Source organism: Tabrizicola sp. (assembly GCF_051645465.1).
Lineage (GTDB): Bacteria > Pseudomonadota > Alphaproteobacteria > Rhodobacterales > Rhodobacteraceae > Tabrizicola.
The window spans coordinates 1-13,910 of record NZ_JBOFBI010000238.1; the positions used below are offsets into that span (position 1 = coordinate 1).

A 13,910-nucleotide genomic window follows, 5' to 3' on the forward strand; every position below is an offset into this window, starting at 1 on the left:
CATGGTAAGCTCCTGTGTGTCCTGTCTTCGGGACCGTCCCTTCGACAAGACCCGGAAAAAGCCCGTCGGGTGACGCGTGCACGGTGGACGGAACGGACGCCGGAAACCCCCAGAGGACCGGGGTGGAGCGGGCAGCCCCGAAGGGGCAACACGGCCCGGTCTGACGCGGGGTTGCGCGCGAGAGCCCGAACGGGATTAGGGGATTGTCAGTCGAAGGGATGGCCCAGGAGACAGAGATGCGGGGGGAGCCCATGCCAGAACCTGTCACCCGACCAATCGGGACAGCCTGACCCCCAGTTCAGCACCTCCTATGCGACGGAAGCGGCAATCAACAGCCTCTGCCACCCCTGCCCCAGCCTTCCGGGAGTTGCGGCGCCTTGCCGCGACGGGCTATCGATACCGGGACATTCAGGACACGGAGCGTACCAATGGCTGATTACGATCTCGAGGCACTGTCGCTCAGCGAGCTGAAGAAAATGCAGAAGGACGTCGCCAAGGCGATCTCCACCTATGAGGATCGGCAGAAGGCGGAAGCCCGTGCCAAGGTGGAAGCTCTCGCCCGGGAACTGGGCTACTCCCTGGCTGAACTCGTCGTCACTGAGACGAAATCTTACCGTGCACCGGCAGCGGCGAAATACCGGCACCCTGAGAACCCGGGGCTCACCTGGTCCGGCCGGGGGCGCAGACCGCAGTGGTTCGTGGAGGCATTGGAGGCGGGAAAGACCGCAAGCGACCTAGCATTAAGTTGAGGGTATAGGCGACGCGAACGGCCCTTTGCGGTCGGTCGATCTGGCTTAACGCATAGGGCAAGTGCCTAGAAGCAGCCAGTCAAAGTCATGCTTGGCGGACTCTTCCGTTGGCTTTTGCCACTATGGCGATCATCACCCAGATAGCCAATCGCAACGCCATGGCTCCCATGGTGCGGGCCTCAAAAGCTGCACCGGATGAAACCCGCCATAGAAACGCCGCGAAGACAGCGGCAGTGGCAGTGGCGATAATGATCGCGATGCCTGTTGCCCAGCCCGTTTGACTCCAGAGGCCAATGCCAGCGGCGACGTAAGCAAACCCTGCCAGGAAGTTGAACCACAGGACAAATGGGACGACTGCGCCCATGTCGGCGCCGCCGAAAAGCGCGCGCGCGCCCGAAACGATGGTCAGCAGGCCGAAAGTGATGGCGATGATGGCTACGACAGTCAGTGAACGGGGGCGGGTACGCATGGCCTTCTCCTTTGATCAGGCGTCCACGAGGCGACCATCGCGCAGGTGGATCAGGCGGTCGAAGCGGTCGAAGATCTTTTCATCATGGGTTACAGCGATAATGCAGGCCTCTTGTTCGGTTGCGAGTTTACGCAAGAGATCCATCACCAGTTGCGCCCGACCACTGTCGAGCGCGGCGGTGGGTTCATCGGCCAGAATGATGCGGGGCCTGTTGGCCAGCGCGCGGGCGATCGCAACACGTTGGGCCTCTCCCCCTGACAGGAGAGCGGGTTTGACCTTAGCGCGATGTCCGACCTCCAGATAATCCAGAAGTTCGCGCGCACGGGCGCGGCCCTTCTCTGAGGGCCAACCTGCAAGATCCAGCACGACCGAGACATTTTCCTCGGCCGTCAGGAAGGGCAGCAGGTTGTGCGCCTGGAAAATGAAGCCGATCTTGTCGAGCCGGAGCCGCCGCAGATCACTGCTCAGCCATTTGCCGTCAAACACCGCGTCTCCGTCCAGTTCGACCCGGCCAGCGGTCGGAGCAAGAATACACCCGATGACGTTCAAGAGCGTCGTCTTCCCGGACCCCGATGGGCCCAGCAAGGCGATGACCTCGCCCGCATGCACGCGCAAATCGATGGAGCGCAGGGCATCGACACGGGTCTCACCCTCGCCGTAATGTTTGGCAACGCCCTGCACGTTGACGAGAGTATCGCCCAAGGTCATGTTTCAGCCCCCGAGTGCAGTGGCGGGATCGACCTTCAGCGCCGCGCGAACGCCAAGTCCCGATGCGACAAGGCAGACCACCAGAATGATGCCGGTCAGCACGATTGCGTTGAAGGGCTCCAGCACGACGCGACGGGGGAAGTTGTCTTTGACCAAGAGAATCAGGGCCAGCCCGATCCCAAGGCCCGAGGCTCCAAGGATAAGCGCCTGTTGCACGATCAGCGCCACGATGGTGCGGTCAGGCGCGCCGATCAGTTTGAGCGTGGCGATCTGTTTCAGCTTCTCCATCGTCATCGTGTAGATGATCAGCGCAATGACCACGGCACTGACCGACAATAGGATGCCCAGGAACAGACCGATCTGCCGCCGCGCCCGATCTACGACCGAGGCGAGCAAGAGGTCTTCCTGTTCGGCCTGGCTGAGGGCGGCGAGGTGTTTCCATTGCCGCACCGTGGCCGTGAGAAGCGCCACGTCCGCCCCCGGTTCAAGCCGGGCAATCACGGCGGCCACAGTCGCAGGGCGCAGGCCCCCGTCGCCACGAGCGGCCTGCACGCGGGCGGCCGCGGGGTCAAGCGCGGTCTGCAGAGTGAGAGCATCGGCCAAGGTTACATAAACCGCCGGATCGCCGCCCGAATTCATCGCGTCCTCGACCAACCCCACCACACGGAATCGGTCACGGCCAAGACGGATGGTGTCACCCAGCACGAGCCCGGTCTTGCGATCGGCCAGCAGTTCGAAATGGCTCGTGCCCAAGCCACGCCCCTCGGCGATGCGTAGCGGGCCGCCGGGGCGGCCAGGTTCAAAGCCGATAACGTAAAGGCGCAGTGTCTGGCCCGCATGTGCGGCCTCGATCGTCTGGTAGGTGATGGCACCGGCCTCGGCTACGCCGGGCATGCGCGCCACGGCGTCGCGGGTATGGGCGGGGATGCTTGACGCCTCGGCAAAGGGACCCTGCGTGCCTGCCTCTACCACCCAGATATCGGCGGCGGGGGCCTTCACCACGGCCAGAGCATCGGCGACAAGGCCGTTGTAGATGCCGATCATCGCCAACACCACGGTCATCAGAAGGCCAAGCCCGAAACAGGTCAGCACAAACCGGAAAAGACCGTGGCGAATGTCCTTGATGGCCAGGTTCATGGCGCGGCCTCGATGCGTGCCAACCGCCCCTCGTCCGCGCCCTGTGGCGGAGCAGCGACGATCTGCGCGCCGTCTGGCATTGCGCCCATCACCTCGACCCGACCGCGATCATCCCGCGCACCAAAGGTCAGTTCGGCTCGTGCCAACCGTCCATTTTGCACAATCCAAACAGTGCCGCGATGGCCGTCGAAGCCGGAGATTGCGATCTCGGGCACCATCAAAGCGCTGTCGCGCATACCGGTCAGGATGCGCACCTCGGCCTGTTCGCCGAGGAACATCTGGGTCGGACAATCCGTGCAGGTGAGCCAGACGCGGCGCTCTTCGTTCACCCGGTCGCTTTCAATGCCGATGCGGGCGATGGTGCCGTGGAATTCTCGGGCAGGCTGAGACCGCAGGCGAATGATGCCGGGCTGGCCAAGCGCCAACTGGCCCGCGCGTTCTTCGTCGATATAGGCCTGAATCCAGATCGTAGCGGGATCGATCAGCGTAAAAATCGGGTCGCCAGCGCGGACCACGGCCCCGGCCTCGGCAAGGCGGGATACGACTAACGCGTCGAAGGGCGCGATCAGGCGGTGGTGATCAAGCAACGTCTGTTCCAGTGCCAGAGCAGCAGCAGCATCCTGCCCTTGCGCGCGGATGACGGCCAGTTCGGCCTCGGCAACAGCCACCTCGGCGCGGGCGACATCTTCATCGCGCTGTGCTTCCTCTGCCCGCTGGACAGGCGCGTTGTCCTGCCGCGTCAGTTCGACTTGACGGCGATTGGCGGCTTCGCGCTGCGCCAAAATAGCCTGCGCGCGGACGACAGCCGCCTCGGCCTTGGCCTGATTGGCGGCATTAGCCTCAATGGCAGCGCTCGCTCTGGCCAGGCGGGCCTCTTGCTCGGCCTGATGCAATGCGGCCAGGTCCTGGCCTTGTGACACGCGGTCTCCGGCATCGGCTGACAGCGACAGAAGCGCCCCGCCGACCTCGAACCCCACGCGCGCCAGCACACGCGCCTCGACCGTGCCAAGACCATAAATTCGTAGGGCCACGTCGGTTTCGGTCGGAACCACCGTCACCGTTAGCGGACGCTCGGTCAGGAATACCGCTCCGGCACCTGCCGCCACGACAGCCGCCACTGCATAGAGCCAGATCTTGCGCATCAGTCAGACCCCTTTTGCCGCAAGGAGGCGCAACTGGACATCCAGCAGGCGCAACCCTTCGGCGTGCAGGGCAAAATCGCGCGCGCCGAGCGACCATCTGATGGCTACCCCCTGAACCAGCGAGGCCAGCAGCATTGCCGCATCTGCTGCCGCCACATCGCTGCGCAGGGCATGGGTCTGCTGACCTTCTGACACCTCGCGTGTCAAATGGGCCTGAAAGGTAGCCAATCGCCCCCGGAACGCCGCCCGGAGATCCGCATTCTCGACATTCAGTTCGCGCGAGAAGAGGAGCATGGGCATCGCGGGCGTCGCCGCGATCTGGCCCAGCTGCGCCCTGATCAGCGCCTTGACGCGTTCAACAGGAATGTCGGCCTGTGCCAGCGCCGCATCCCAGGCCGTGGTCAGCGTTTCCGCCACATGATCGGCCACCGCGTTCCACATCGCGGCCTTGGTCGGAAAGTGCCGGAATATGGCCGCTTGCGTCACGCCGACCTCGGTCGCCACCGCACCCGTCGTCACCCGGTCCGGCCCGATCCGGTCAGCGAGGCCAAGGATCGTCGCTACGATTTCAGCCTTCCGCAGATCGGATGTCTTGCGCACGACTGTGCCCCTAATAAGTGAGTAACTGATTACTAACTTAATTATAGGACTAAGTCAATCCGGCGTGACGGACGACCGGGCTTGGACAGGAAAGCGCGACGTTGACAGGATCGTGCCCGCTTCATCCACCGTGAACCGGCAGGCGCGGCCTGCATGGCGAAAGGTCAGGCGCCAGCGCCCGGCGTCGGCGTCGACGCCAGCCTCGCAGATCGAGGTCAGGCTACCGTCCCGCATGGCCTGCCGTATCCTGTCTTCGGTCACTTTGAAGGCTTGGGCAAGCAGGGTGGCGGATACGACAAAGTCCGAACCATCGCGTTCCACCTGTGTCATAGCGGGACCACCAGAGTGCCCGCTGACTTCTCCTGCGGGGCCAGAGCGATATCGGCCAGGGTTGAGCGATCCAGATCGGCAAGGAAGGCGCCCTCGGCCGATCGCAGGCGGGTTTTCAGGCGGCAGCGGGCCTCGATGGAACAAGTGCCGCCCCCTGTCCCGAAACACTCCACCAGCGGCTGGCCTTCCTCCAGAAGCCGGATGATCTGGCCCAGCCGGATCTCGGCCGCAGGGCGGGCCAGCATGGCCCCGCCGCCACCGCCGCGCCGTGTGTCGATCAGACCGGCGCGCGCCAGATGTTGGATGATCTTTGCCAGATGGTTGCGCGACAGGCCGAGATCCGCTGCCAGTTCGGCGCTGGAAAAGGCGCGGGATGGATCGCCCGCCATCCGCATCAGCATCCGCAAGCCAAAGTCGGTGAAGGAGGTGAGGCGCATGTCAGTCGCAATCCTTGAATGGGTATTTACAATACCTATTAGCAGGTCTAAGCCAGACTGCAAGACGGAGACTCAGATGGAAATGGGTGCAATCAAGACCCCGCCGCCCTCGGCCCGGCCCGAAATGACGGCAGCACTGATGGCGGAAACCGGGCTGAACGCCGACGTGCTGCGCGATCTGGTGCATCGGTTCTACGGCCGCGTCCGTGCCGATGCGGTTCTGGGGCCGATCTTTGCCGCGCGGATCACCGATTGGGCCCCGCATCTGGACCGCATGGTGGACTTCTGGTGCTCGGTCGCGTTGATGACCGGGCAGTATCATGGCCGCCCGGTGCCCGCACACACGCCGTTGCCTATCAACGCCGCCCACTTCGACCGCTGGCTTGCGCTGTTCCGCGCCACTGCAACTGACACCTGCACCCCTGCGGGCGCGACCCATGTCATCGAGCGCGCCGAACGCATCGCCAGATCACTGCACATCGCCGTGGCAACCGCGCAAGCCGAACCTGCGGCCCCACCACGGCTGTTCTGACAAGAGGAGAACCAGCATGACCGAAGATGTCGCCCCGACAGACCCCACCGCCCTGACCCGTCACATCGAGACGCGCTATCACGCCCGCCATCGTGAACAGCTGCCGGTGCTCGCCGCCATGGCCGAGCGAGTCGAAGATGTGCATTTCGGCGATGACGGCGTGCCCGAGGGCCTGTCCATCCTGTTGCGTCAGATGATCGGCGAGATGGAGGTGCATATGAAGAAGGAAGAGCTGATCCTGTTTCCGGCCATCCGTCGAGGCGGCTTGCCCGGGATCGAAAACCCGATCGCGGTGATGCGCGCCGATCATGCAGGGCATGACTGTGAGGTGGCCGAAATTCGCCGCCTGACCGGGAACCTGTCGTTGCCAGATGGGGCCTGTGGCACCTGGACCGCGCTTTACCGGGGACTGGCAGAGTTTACCGCCGACCTGACCGAGCATATGCGGCTGGAAAACGACGTGCTGTTCCCGCAGTTTGAACCCGCTGGGCGGGCCGATGCCTGAGGGACGCAGGCTCGCCTCGTCCCCCTGTCTGGCAGGCGAAATTGCTCCCAATGGGTTCGACCCGCTGGCGGTGGAGCCAGAACAGGCACGGGACGTTGCGCGCTGGCGCCGCGCGGAACGCGTCCGCCTGCGTGCGGCACGGGACGCGCTGAGCGTAGCAGACCGGAAAGCGGCAGGTGTCACTCTATCCGCGCACTTGCGTCACTTGCTGGCCCAGCAGTTTTCCGGGGCGGCGGGCCTGGCCTTGTCGGCCTACTGGCCGATCAAGGGTGAACCCGATCTGCGCGACCTCATGGCGGAATTGCACGGCAGGGGCGTGACCCTCGCGCTGCCGGTGGTCGAGGTGAAGGCCGCCCCGATGGTCTTTCGCCGTTGGATGCCCGGCATGGCCATGGTGCGGGGCGACTGGAACATCCCCGTGCCGCCGCCCGATGCCGATACACTGACGCCCGATATCGCCCTTGCCCCGCTTGTCGGATGGGACGGGGCGGGCTTTCGGCTGGGCTATGGCGGGGGCTACTTTGACAGGACACTTGCTGCGCTGTCGCCGCGCCCGTTCACCATCGGCATTGGCCTGCAATCCGCGCACCTTGCCACGATCTTTCCCCAACCCCACGACATCGCGATGGACGTCATCCTGACCGAGGCCGGGGTTCAGTTCCACCGCGAGGGGCCATGACCACATCCACCGAACAGATGCGCGCCTGGACAGGGCCCGCGATCCTGACCTATGGCTTTCGGCCCTTTTTCTTTGGGGCTGGGGTCTGGGCCGCCTTGGCAATGGTGCTTTGGGTGCCGATGCTGTCGGGCGATCTGACCTTGCCCGCCGCCTTTGACCCTGTGTCATGGCATGCGCATGAATTCCTGTTCGGCTATCTGGGGGCCGTCATCGCGGGATTCCTGCTGACCGCAGTGCCGAACTGGACCGGACGGCTGCCGATTGTCGGTTGGCCGCTCCGCGGGCTGTTTGCCCTGTGGCTGATCGGACGGGCGGCGGTGGCGGTGTCGCTGTATCTGCCGCCGCTTGGCGTGGCCCTGGCTGACCTGGCCTTACCCCTGGCCCTTGCCGCCGTGATCGGACGGGAAATCGTGGCAGGCAAGAACTGGCGCAACCTGATCGTGCTGGCGATGCTGGGCGTGCTGATCCTGGGCAATGCCGTCTTTCATTGGGAGGCAGCGCGGGGCGACTATGCGGCGGGGGGTTACGGCCTGCGCACCGGCCTTGGAGCCGTGATCATGATGATCGCAGTGATCGGGGGACGGATCGTGCCGTCCTTCACACGCAACTGGCTGGCAAAGCGCGCCCCCGGGCGTCTGCCGGTGCCGCCGATGCAACGGTTCGACAAGGCGGCGCTCATGGTTCTCTTGCTGGGACTGCTGGCTTGGATTGCCTTGCCAGACCACCCCGCAGCTGCAATCCTGTTGCTTCTGGCGGGCGGGCTACACCTTGTCCGGCTGGCCCGTTGGGCGGGCGATCGGACCCTTGCCGAGCCCTTGGTCGCCGTCCTGCATCTGGGCTATTTCTTCCTTCCGCTGGGGGCCGTGGCGATTGCAGCCGAAATCTTGATGCCCGGGCCTCTTGGGATGGCATCCGCACAGCATCTGTGGATGGGCGGGGCGGCGGGTCTGATGACGCTGGCGGTGATGACGCGGGCCACGCTGGGCCATACCGGGCAGGCGTTGACCGCCGGGCCGGGGACGGTGGGCATCTATGCCGCTCTTGTCGGGGCAGTGCTGGCCAGGCTGGCGGCGGGCATCTGGCCGGATCAGGCGCATCTGCTGCACATGGCTGCAGGGTCAGGGTGGATCTTCGCCTTCGGCGGCTTTACCCTGTTCTATGGCCCGCTGCTGCTGCGCCTGCCTGCAGCCAAGCGGATGTAGGGATCGTGGGCTGGCTGGAATTTGCCGCTGCCTATGCCGCGTTCTTCATAACCCATTCCCTGCCGGTGCGGCCCCCCTTGCGACCGATGTTGCAGACAGCACTTGGGCCGCGCGGCTTTACCCTGGCCTATTCCGCCCTGTCTCTGGCCGCGTTGGCATGGCTAATCGTTGCAGCGGGCCGGGCGCCTTTTGTGCCGCTGTGGAACTGGGCGCCTTGGCAGCTCTATGTGCCGCTGGTGGCCATGTTGCCGGTTTGCCTGATCCTGGCGCTGGCCATCGCGCGGCCTAATCCGTTCTCCTTTGGCGGCGCGCTGAATGCCAAGTTCGACCCCGCCCGCCCTGGTATCGTTCGTTTGCACTGCCACCCCCTGCTTCTGGCCCTGGCGCTCTGGGCAACCGCCCATGCCGTGCCGAATGGTGATCTGGCCCATCTGATCCTGTTTTGCACCTTTGCCATCTTTGCAATCCTTGGAACGCGACTTGTCGACCGCAGGCGGCAGCGCGAGATGGGAGACACGTGGCAAAAGCTGCGCAGCGAAGTCGCCCGCACACCACTTTGGCCGCCATCTTTGACCGGCGACGATGCCTTGCGTCTGGTCGCGGGCCTTCTCCTTTATGCCACGCTGATCTGGCTGCATCCGGCTCTGATCGGCGTCAGCCCGTTGCCCTGAGCGTCAGGTCGAAAAATCGTCAATCAGCGGATTGGGCTTGGCAAACCGCTCTAAGTCCGTTTGATCATTTATAGTGATCCGTGTGCCCTCGACTGACACACCATAAGGCAGCAACCCCTTGAACGCGCGGCTCAGGTTTTCGGGCGTCATCCCAAGTACGGAAGCCAGTCTGCGCTTTTCGAAGTCCAGATCAAACGCCGCACCGCCACCGGCGCGCTTCTGCTGCCGCAAAAGATAGTTCGCCAACCGTTCAAGCGAGGTTCGCAGCTTGAGGTCCTTTTGCGACTTGATGACCGAGCGATAGCATTGTGCAAGCTCTGTCACGATCGCACGTGCAAAGTTGCCGTCGACGTCGAAAATGGCGCGCACATCCTGACTGGGGATCAGGACAATTCGGCTTTTCTCAATTGTTCGCGCCGACATCAGATAGGGGGCGTTCTTGATCGTGGCAGCAAGGATAAACGTGGAAATCGGCCGTACAGTGGCAAGGCTGGTGTCACGCCCGTTCCATTGCGAAAATAGATCGACCGATCCCGACAGGACGACGTGCAGGAAATCACTCGGCTCGCCCTCGCTGATCAATTCGATCTGCGGGGGGAAGTTCTGCACGTAAGCTCCCCGCATCAGCGCAAAGAAATTCTCATCAGTCATTCCTGAAAACAGGCCAAGTGCCCGAACTTCGGGGTAATGCTGTTCTGGCATGGCTGCTCTCACTTGTCGGTCGACGACAGCATCCATTCGACGCTTGATATTTGTCAAGCGGTGAATTGATCGGCGCAGAATTGCACTTGACCAAGCCCGCTCGCGCAGCTGACAATTTCAGGTAACTCATTTATTTCGCAGCATATTTTGAGAGATGTGATCTAGATCAAACTCTTTGGGCCGCCTTGGCCCCAGGTCTGGTGCCAATCCCCGCCTTGGGGAGACCACGCCATTCCTGCCGGAGGCCCCTGCCATGCAGTCCCACGCCACCGCCTCGCGCGCCGATCAGAACCGCGCTCTGGGCCTGAGCACCATCGCCTTCACCGCATGTTTCGCAGTCTGGACGATCTTTTCCATCATCGGCGTCGCCATCAAGGGCGAGCTGGGCCTGAACGACACCCAGTTCGGGCTGCTGGTCGCCACGCCGATCCTGACAGGGTCACTGACCCGCATTTTCCTCGGCGTCTGGACCGAGAAATACGGCGGACGGTTAGTGTTCTCGGCGCAGATGATCCTTGCGGCTTTGGCCACCTGGGCCCTGACCTTCGCCGACAGCTATGTCATGTATCTGGTCGCGGCACTGGGTGTCGGCCTTGCTGGCGGGTCCTTCATTATCGGCGTCGCCTATGTCAGCCGCTGGTATGACGCGGGCCATCAGGGCACGGCGCTCGGCATCTTCGGAGCTGGCAACATCGGCGCCGCGGTGACCAAGTTCGTGGCGCCTTTCGTGATGGTGGCCTATGGCTGGCAAGGTGTCGCAAACGTCTGGGCGGCCGCACTTGCGCTGATGGGCGTGATTTTCTTCGTCTTTGCCAAGGATGACCCGGCGCTGGTCGAACGGCGCCGGACGGGGGCCAAGGCGCCCGGTTTTGCTCAGCAGTTCGCGCCATTAAAGAACCTGCAAGTCTGGCGCTTCTCGCTTTACTACTTCTTCGTCTTTGGCGCCTTCGTGGCGCTAGCGCTGTGGCTGCCGCACTACCTGATCGACGTCTATGGCGTCGACGTACGCACGGCGGGCATGGCGGCAGCCTCCTTCAGCCTCTCGGCCTCGCTGTTCCGTGCCTACGGCGGGCACCTGTCCGACAAGTTCGGCGCGCGGTCGGTCATGTACTGGACCTTCGGCTTTTCCATGCTGTTTCTGTTCATGCTGTCCTATCCGCCGACTGATTATGTCATTCAGGGCAAAGATGGCGTCATCGCCTTTTCGACCAGCATGGGCCTGTGGCCCTTCATCGCCACGCTGTTTGCGCTTGGCTTTTTCATGAGCCTGGGTAAGGCGGCGGTGTTCAAACACATCCCCGTCTACTATCCCAACAACGTGGGCGCGGTGGGCGGGCTTGTCGGCATGATCGGCGGCCTTGGCGGCTTTGTCCTGCCCATCGCTTTCGGCGCTCTGCTGGACCTGACCGGCATCTACACGTCCTGCTTTGCGCTGCTTTTCATTCTGGTCGCCATCGCGCTGACCTGGATGCACCTGTCGATCCGTGCGATGGAACGCGCCGCCCATGGCGAGGTTCTGGACCGCTTGCCGCAACTTCCCGAGATGCAGTCGATCCACTCGCCCGAAAGCACCACCATGCCGCGCGTGTTGGAGGATTGGCGGCCCGAAGATCCGGCCTTCTGGGCCGAGAAGGGGCGTGCCGTCGCGCGCCGCAACCTGTGGATATCGATCCCGGCGCTGCTTCTGGCTTTCTCGGTCTGGATGGTCTGGTCGATGGTGGTGGCGAAACTGCCGCTGATCGGCTTTGCCTTCACTCCGGAACAGCTGTTCTGGCTGGCGGCCCTTCCCGCCCTGTCGGGGGCGACGCTGCGCATCTTCTACGGCTTCATGGTGCCGATCTTTGGCGGCAGGCTTTGGACGACGCTGTCCACCGCCTCGCTGATGCTGCCTGCCATCGGCATCGGCTATGCCGTGCAGAATCCCGAAACCCCCTACTTCATCTTCCTGGTGCTGGCGCTCCTTTGCGGTCTGGGCGGTGCCAACTTTGCCTCCTCCATGGCCAACATCGGCTACTTCTTCCCCAAGGCCGAAAAGGGCAACGCCTTGGCCCTGAATGCAGGTCTTGGCAACCTGGGCGTCAGCGTCATGCAGTTCCTGGTGCCGCTGGTCATCACCGTGGGTGTCTTCGGCGCGATGGGAGGGGCACCGCAAGCCCTGACCGAGGGTGGCGAGCTCTGGATGCAGAATGCAGGCTTCATCTGGGTGCCGTTCATCCTGATCTCGACCATCGCGGCATGGGTCGGGATGAACGACATCGCCGATGCCAAGGCCAGCTTTGCCCAGCAATCGGTGATCTTCGGACGCACCCACAACTGGCTGATGTGCGTCCTTTACATCGGCACCTTCGGGAGCTTCATCGGCTATTCGGCTGGCTTTCCGCTACTCAGCCGGATCGCCTTCCCCGATATCAACGCCCTGCAATACGTCTTCCTTGGTCCGCTGGTTGGCGCGCTGTCGCGTGCAGGCACGGGCTGGGTGTCTGACAAGTTCGGCGGCGGGCGCGTCACCTTCTGGGTCTTCGTGGGGATGATCGTCAGTGTTCTGGCCGTGATCCTGTCACTGCAGGCCGGGTCCTTCGCCGGGTTCTTCGCGGGCTTTATGGCGCTGTTCTTCTTCACCGGCGTGGGCAACGCCTCCACCTTCCAGATGATCCCGGTCATCATGGGCCGTGAAGTGCCGCGCCTGATGCCACAACTGACTGGTGTCGACCGTGCCCGCCAGATCGCCATGGAGTCGGGTGGAATCGTCGCTTTCACCAGCGCCATCGGGGCCTATGGCGGGTTCTTCATCCCCAAGGCCTATGGGTCGTCGATCGCCATGACCGGCAGCCCGATCGGCGCGCTGTGGCTGTTCCTGATCTTCTATGTGCTGTGCCTTGCCATCACCTGGGCCGTCTACACGCGCCCCGGCGGGCTTCTCCATGACATCGAGCGCGGCCATGTGACCCCCGCCGCCGCCTATCCCGCAGAATAACGAAAGGACGCTACGATGAGCCACCTTCTCGACAGACTGAACTTCTTCCAAAGCAAAGAGCTGGAGCAATTCTCGGACGGCTGGGGCCAGACCACACGCGAAAACCGGGATTGGGAGGACGTCTACAGAAACCGCTGGCGGCACGACAAGATCGTACGCTCGACCCACGGGGTGAACTGCACGGGGTCCTGCTCTTGGAAGATATACGTCAAGTCCGGTATCGTGACCTGGGAGACGCAGCAGACCGACTATCCCCGCACCCGGGCGGGGCTGCCCAACCACGAACCGCGCGGCTGCGCGCGGGGCGCGTCCTACAGCTGGTATCTCTATTCCGCCAACCGCGTGAAGAATCCGCTGATCCGGGGCGCCCTGATGCGGGCCTGGCGCAAGATGCGCCCCACGACGACGCCGGTCGCCGCCTGGGCCGCGATCCAGAACGATCCGGTGCTGCGCGCAAGCTATACCAAGACGCGCGGCAAGGGCGGTTTCGTGCGCGCCACCTGGGATGAGGCGACCGAGATCATCGCCGCTGCCAACGCCTACACCGCCAAGACCTATGGCCCCGACCGGGTGTTCGGCTTCTCACCGATTCCTGCCATGTCGATGGTCAGCTATGCCGCCGGTTCGCGCTATCTGTCGCTTCTCGGCGGCACCTGCATGTCGTTCTACGATTGGTATTGCGACCTGCCGCCCGCATCGCCGCAGACCTGGGGCGAACAGACCGACGTTCCGGAATCGGCCGACTGGTACAATGCGGGCTTCCTCATGCTCTGGGGCTCGAACGTGCCGCAGACCCGCACGCCCGACGCGCATTTCTATACCGAGGTGCGCTATCGCGGCACCAAATCCGCCGTGGTCAGCCCGGATTACTCTGAGGCGGCCAAGTTTGGCGACATCTGGCTGAATCCGCAGGCCGGGACGGATGCCGCACTGGCGATGGCCATGGGCCATGTGATCCTGCGCGAATTCCATCTGGACCGGCAGGCCGAGTACTTCGAAGACTATGCCCGCAAATACACCGACATGCCGATGCTCGTCCGGCTTGAGGACCGCGACGGTCACCTCGTCCCCGG

General features: G+C 63.5%; 16 protein-coding genes. 8 read left to right on the forward strand and 8 right to left on the reverse strand.

Going from position 1 to position 13,910, the window contains the following annotated elements; genetic code table 11:
• Nucleotides 1–428: 428 nt before the first annotated feature.
• Nucleotides 429–749, forward strand: coding sequence for an H-NS histone family protein (locus ACRCSW_RS15585; RefSeq protein ID WP_438706552.1), 321 nt, complete (start codon nucleotides 429–431; stop codon nucleotides 747–749).
• An 85-nt stretch (nucleotides 750–834) separates the two neighbouring features.
• On the opposite strand, the gene ACRCSW_RS15590 is transcribed toward ACRCSW_RS15585, so the two are convergent.
• The 7 genes from ACRCSW_RS15590 to ACRCSW_RS15620 are packed head-to-tail and all read right to left on the reverse strand — an operon-like array spanning nucleotide 835 to nucleotide 5,572.
• On the reverse strand, nucleotides 835–1,218 hold the full coding sequence (locus ACRCSW_RS15590; RefSeq protein WP_438706554.1) for a hypothetical protein: 384 nt from the start codon (nucleotides 1,216–1,218) through the stop codon (nucleotides 835–837).
• 15 nt (nucleotides 1,219–1,233) lie between these two features.
• A complete protein-coding gene (locus ACRCSW_RS15595) occupies nucleotides 1,234–1,926 on the reverse strand; it encodes an ABC transporter ATP-binding protein (protein WP_438706555.1) in 693 nt (230 codons plus the stop codon).
• A gap of 3 nt (nucleotides 1,927–1,929) precedes the next feature.
• Nucleotides 1,930–3,063, reverse strand: a complete 1,134-nt coding sequence (locus tag ACRCSW_RS15600; protein ID WP_438706557.1) for an ABC transporter permease — start codon at nucleotides 3,061–3,063, stop codon at nucleotides 1,930–1,932.
• Nucleotides 3,060–4,205: an efflux RND transporter periplasmic adaptor subunit gene (locus tag ACRCSW_RS15605; protein ID WP_438706558.1), complete on the reverse strand. Its 1,146-nt coding sequence runs from the start codon at nucleotides 4,203–4,205 to the stop codon at nucleotides 3,060–3,062. The genes ACRCSW_RS15600 and ACRCSW_RS15605 overlap by 4 nt, the downstream gene beginning before the upstream one ends.
• Nucleotides 4,206–4,208: 3 nt before the next feature.
• A complete protein-coding gene (locus tag ACRCSW_RS15610) occupies nucleotides 4,209–4,805 on the reverse strand; it encodes a TetR/AcrR family transcriptional regulator (RefSeq protein WP_438706560.1) in 597 nt (198 codons plus the stop codon).
• Between the two features lie 54 nt (nucleotides 4,806–4,859).
• Entirely contained in the window at nucleotides 4,860–5,135 is a 276-nt protein-coding gene (locus tag ACRCSW_RS15615) for a DUF6522 family protein (protein WP_438706562.1), read from the reverse strand.
• Nucleotides 5,132–5,572, reverse strand: a complete 441-nt coding sequence (locus ACRCSW_RS15620) for an RrF2 family transcriptional regulator (RefSeq protein WP_438706563.1) — start codon at nucleotides 5,570–5,572, stop codon at nucleotides 5,132–5,134. The genes ACRCSW_RS15615 and ACRCSW_RS15620 overlap by 4 nt, the downstream gene beginning before the upstream one ends.
• Before the next feature lie 76 nt (nucleotides 5,573–5,648).
• Between ACRCSW_RS15620 and ACRCSW_RS15625 the strand changes: the two genes are divergently transcribed.
• The 5 genes from ACRCSW_RS15625 to ACRCSW_RS15645 are packed head-to-tail and all read left to right on the forward strand — an operon-like array spanning nucleotide 5,649 to nucleotide 9,161.
• Nucleotides 5,649–6,104, forward strand: a complete 456-nt coding sequence (locus tag ACRCSW_RS15625) for a group III truncated hemoglobin (RefSeq protein ID WP_438706565.1) — start codon at nucleotides 5,649–5,651, stop codon at nucleotides 6,102–6,104.
• Between the two features lie 16 nt (nucleotides 6,105–6,120).
• On the forward strand, nucleotides 6,121–6,609 hold the full coding sequence (locus ACRCSW_RS15630; RefSeq protein ID WP_438706567.1) for a hemerythrin domain-containing protein: 489 nt from the start codon (nucleotides 6,121–6,123) through the stop codon (nucleotides 6,607–6,609).
• Entirely contained in the window at nucleotides 6,602–7,288 is a 687-nt protein-coding gene (locus ACRCSW_RS15635) for a 5-formyltetrahydrofolate cyclo-ligase (protein WP_438706568.1), read from the forward strand. The genes ACRCSW_RS15630 and ACRCSW_RS15635 overlap by 8 nt, the downstream gene beginning before the upstream one ends.
• The gene (locus tag ACRCSW_RS15640) at nucleotides 7,285–8,490 is read left to right on the forward strand and encodes an NnrS family protein (protein WP_438706570.1); all 1,206 of its coding nucleotides are present in this window, start codon (nucleotides 7,285–7,287) and stop codon (nucleotides 8,488–8,490) included. The genes ACRCSW_RS15635 and ACRCSW_RS15640 overlap by 4 nt, the downstream gene beginning before the upstream one ends.
• A 5-nt stretch (nucleotides 8,491–8,495) precedes the next feature.
• Nucleotides 8,496–9,161, forward strand: coding sequence for an NnrU family protein (locus tag ACRCSW_RS15645; RefSeq protein ID WP_438706572.1), 666 nt, complete (start codon nucleotides 8,496–8,498; stop codon nucleotides 9,159–9,161).
• A gap of 3 nt (nucleotides 9,162–9,164) precedes the next feature.
• Here ACRCSW_RS15645 and ACRCSW_RS15650 read toward each other — a convergent pair whose 3' ends face one another.
• Nucleotides 9,165–9,863, reverse strand: coding sequence for a cyclic nucleotide-binding domain-containing protein (locus tag ACRCSW_RS15650; RefSeq protein WP_438706574.1), 699 nt, complete (start codon nucleotides 9,861–9,863; stop codon nucleotides 9,165–9,167).
• Between the two features lie 253 nt (nucleotides 9,864–10,116).
• On the opposite strand from ACRCSW_RS15650, the gene ACRCSW_RS15655 reads away from it, so the two are divergent.
• Together ACRCSW_RS15655 and ACRCSW_RS15660 are read left to right on the forward strand one after the other, a co-directional pair.
• Entirely contained in the window at nucleotides 10,117–12,837 is a 2,721-nt protein-coding gene (locus tag ACRCSW_RS15655; protein WP_438706576.1) for a nitrate/nitrite transporter, read from the forward strand.
• Between the two features lie 15 nt (nucleotides 12,838–12,852).
• The coding region (locus ACRCSW_RS15660) for a molybdopterin-dependent oxidoreductase (protein ID WP_438706578.1) at nucleotides 12,853–13,910 on the forward strand (1,058 nt) is incomplete at its 3' end.

Coding starts and splice junctions, on each gene's coding strand:
- ACRCSW_RS15600 (WP_438706557.1), bottom strand. CDS start 3,063: ATGAACCTGGCCATCAAGGACATTCGCCACGGTCTTTTCCGGTTTGTG.
- ACRCSW_RS15625 (WP_438706565.1), top strand. CDS start 5,649: ATGGAAATGGGTGCAATCAAGACCCCGCCGCCCTCGGCCCGGCCCGAA.
- ACRCSW_RS15640 (WP_438706570.1), top strand. CDS start 7,285: ATGACCACATCCACCGAACAGATGCGCGCCTGGACAGGGCCCGCGATC.
- ACRCSW_RS15615 (WP_438706562.1), bottom strand. CDS start 5,135: ATGACACAGGTGGAACGCGATGGTTCGGACTTTGTCGTATCCGCCACC.
- ACRCSW_RS15655 (WP_438706576.1), top strand. CDS start 10,117: ATGCAGTCCCACGCCACCGCCTCGCGCGCCGATCAGAACCGCGCTCTG.
- ACRCSW_RS15650 (WP_438706574.1), bottom strand. CDS start 9,863: ATGCCAGAACAGCATTACCCCGAAGTTCGGGCACTTGGCCTGTTTTCA.
- ACRCSW_RS15595 (WP_438706555.1), bottom strand. CDS start 1,926: ATGACCTTGGGCGATACTCTCGTCAACGTGCAGGGCGTTGCCAAACAT.
- ACRCSW_RS15585 (WP_438706552.1), top strand. CDS start 429: ATGGCTGATTACGATCTCGAGGCACTGTCGCTCAGCGAGCTGAAGAAA.
- ACRCSW_RS15620 (WP_438706563.1), bottom strand. CDS start 5,572: ATGCGCCTCACCTCCTTCACCGACTTTGGCTTGCGGATGCTGATGCGG.
- ACRCSW_RS15630 (WP_438706567.1), top strand. CDS start 6,121: ATGACCGAAGATGTCGCCCCGACAGACCCCACCGCCCTGACCCGTCAC.
- ACRCSW_RS15590 (WP_438706554.1), bottom strand. CDS start 1,218: ATGCGTACCCGCCCCCGTTCACTGACTGTCGTAGCCATCATCGCCATC.
- ACRCSW_RS15635 (WP_438706568.1), top strand. CDS start 6,602: ATGCCTGAGGGACGCAGGCTCGCCTCGTCCCCCTGTCTGGCAGGCGAA.
- ACRCSW_RS15605 (WP_438706558.1), bottom strand. CDS start 4,205: ATGCGCAAGATCTGGCTCTATGCAGTGGCGGCTGTCGTGGCGGCAGGT.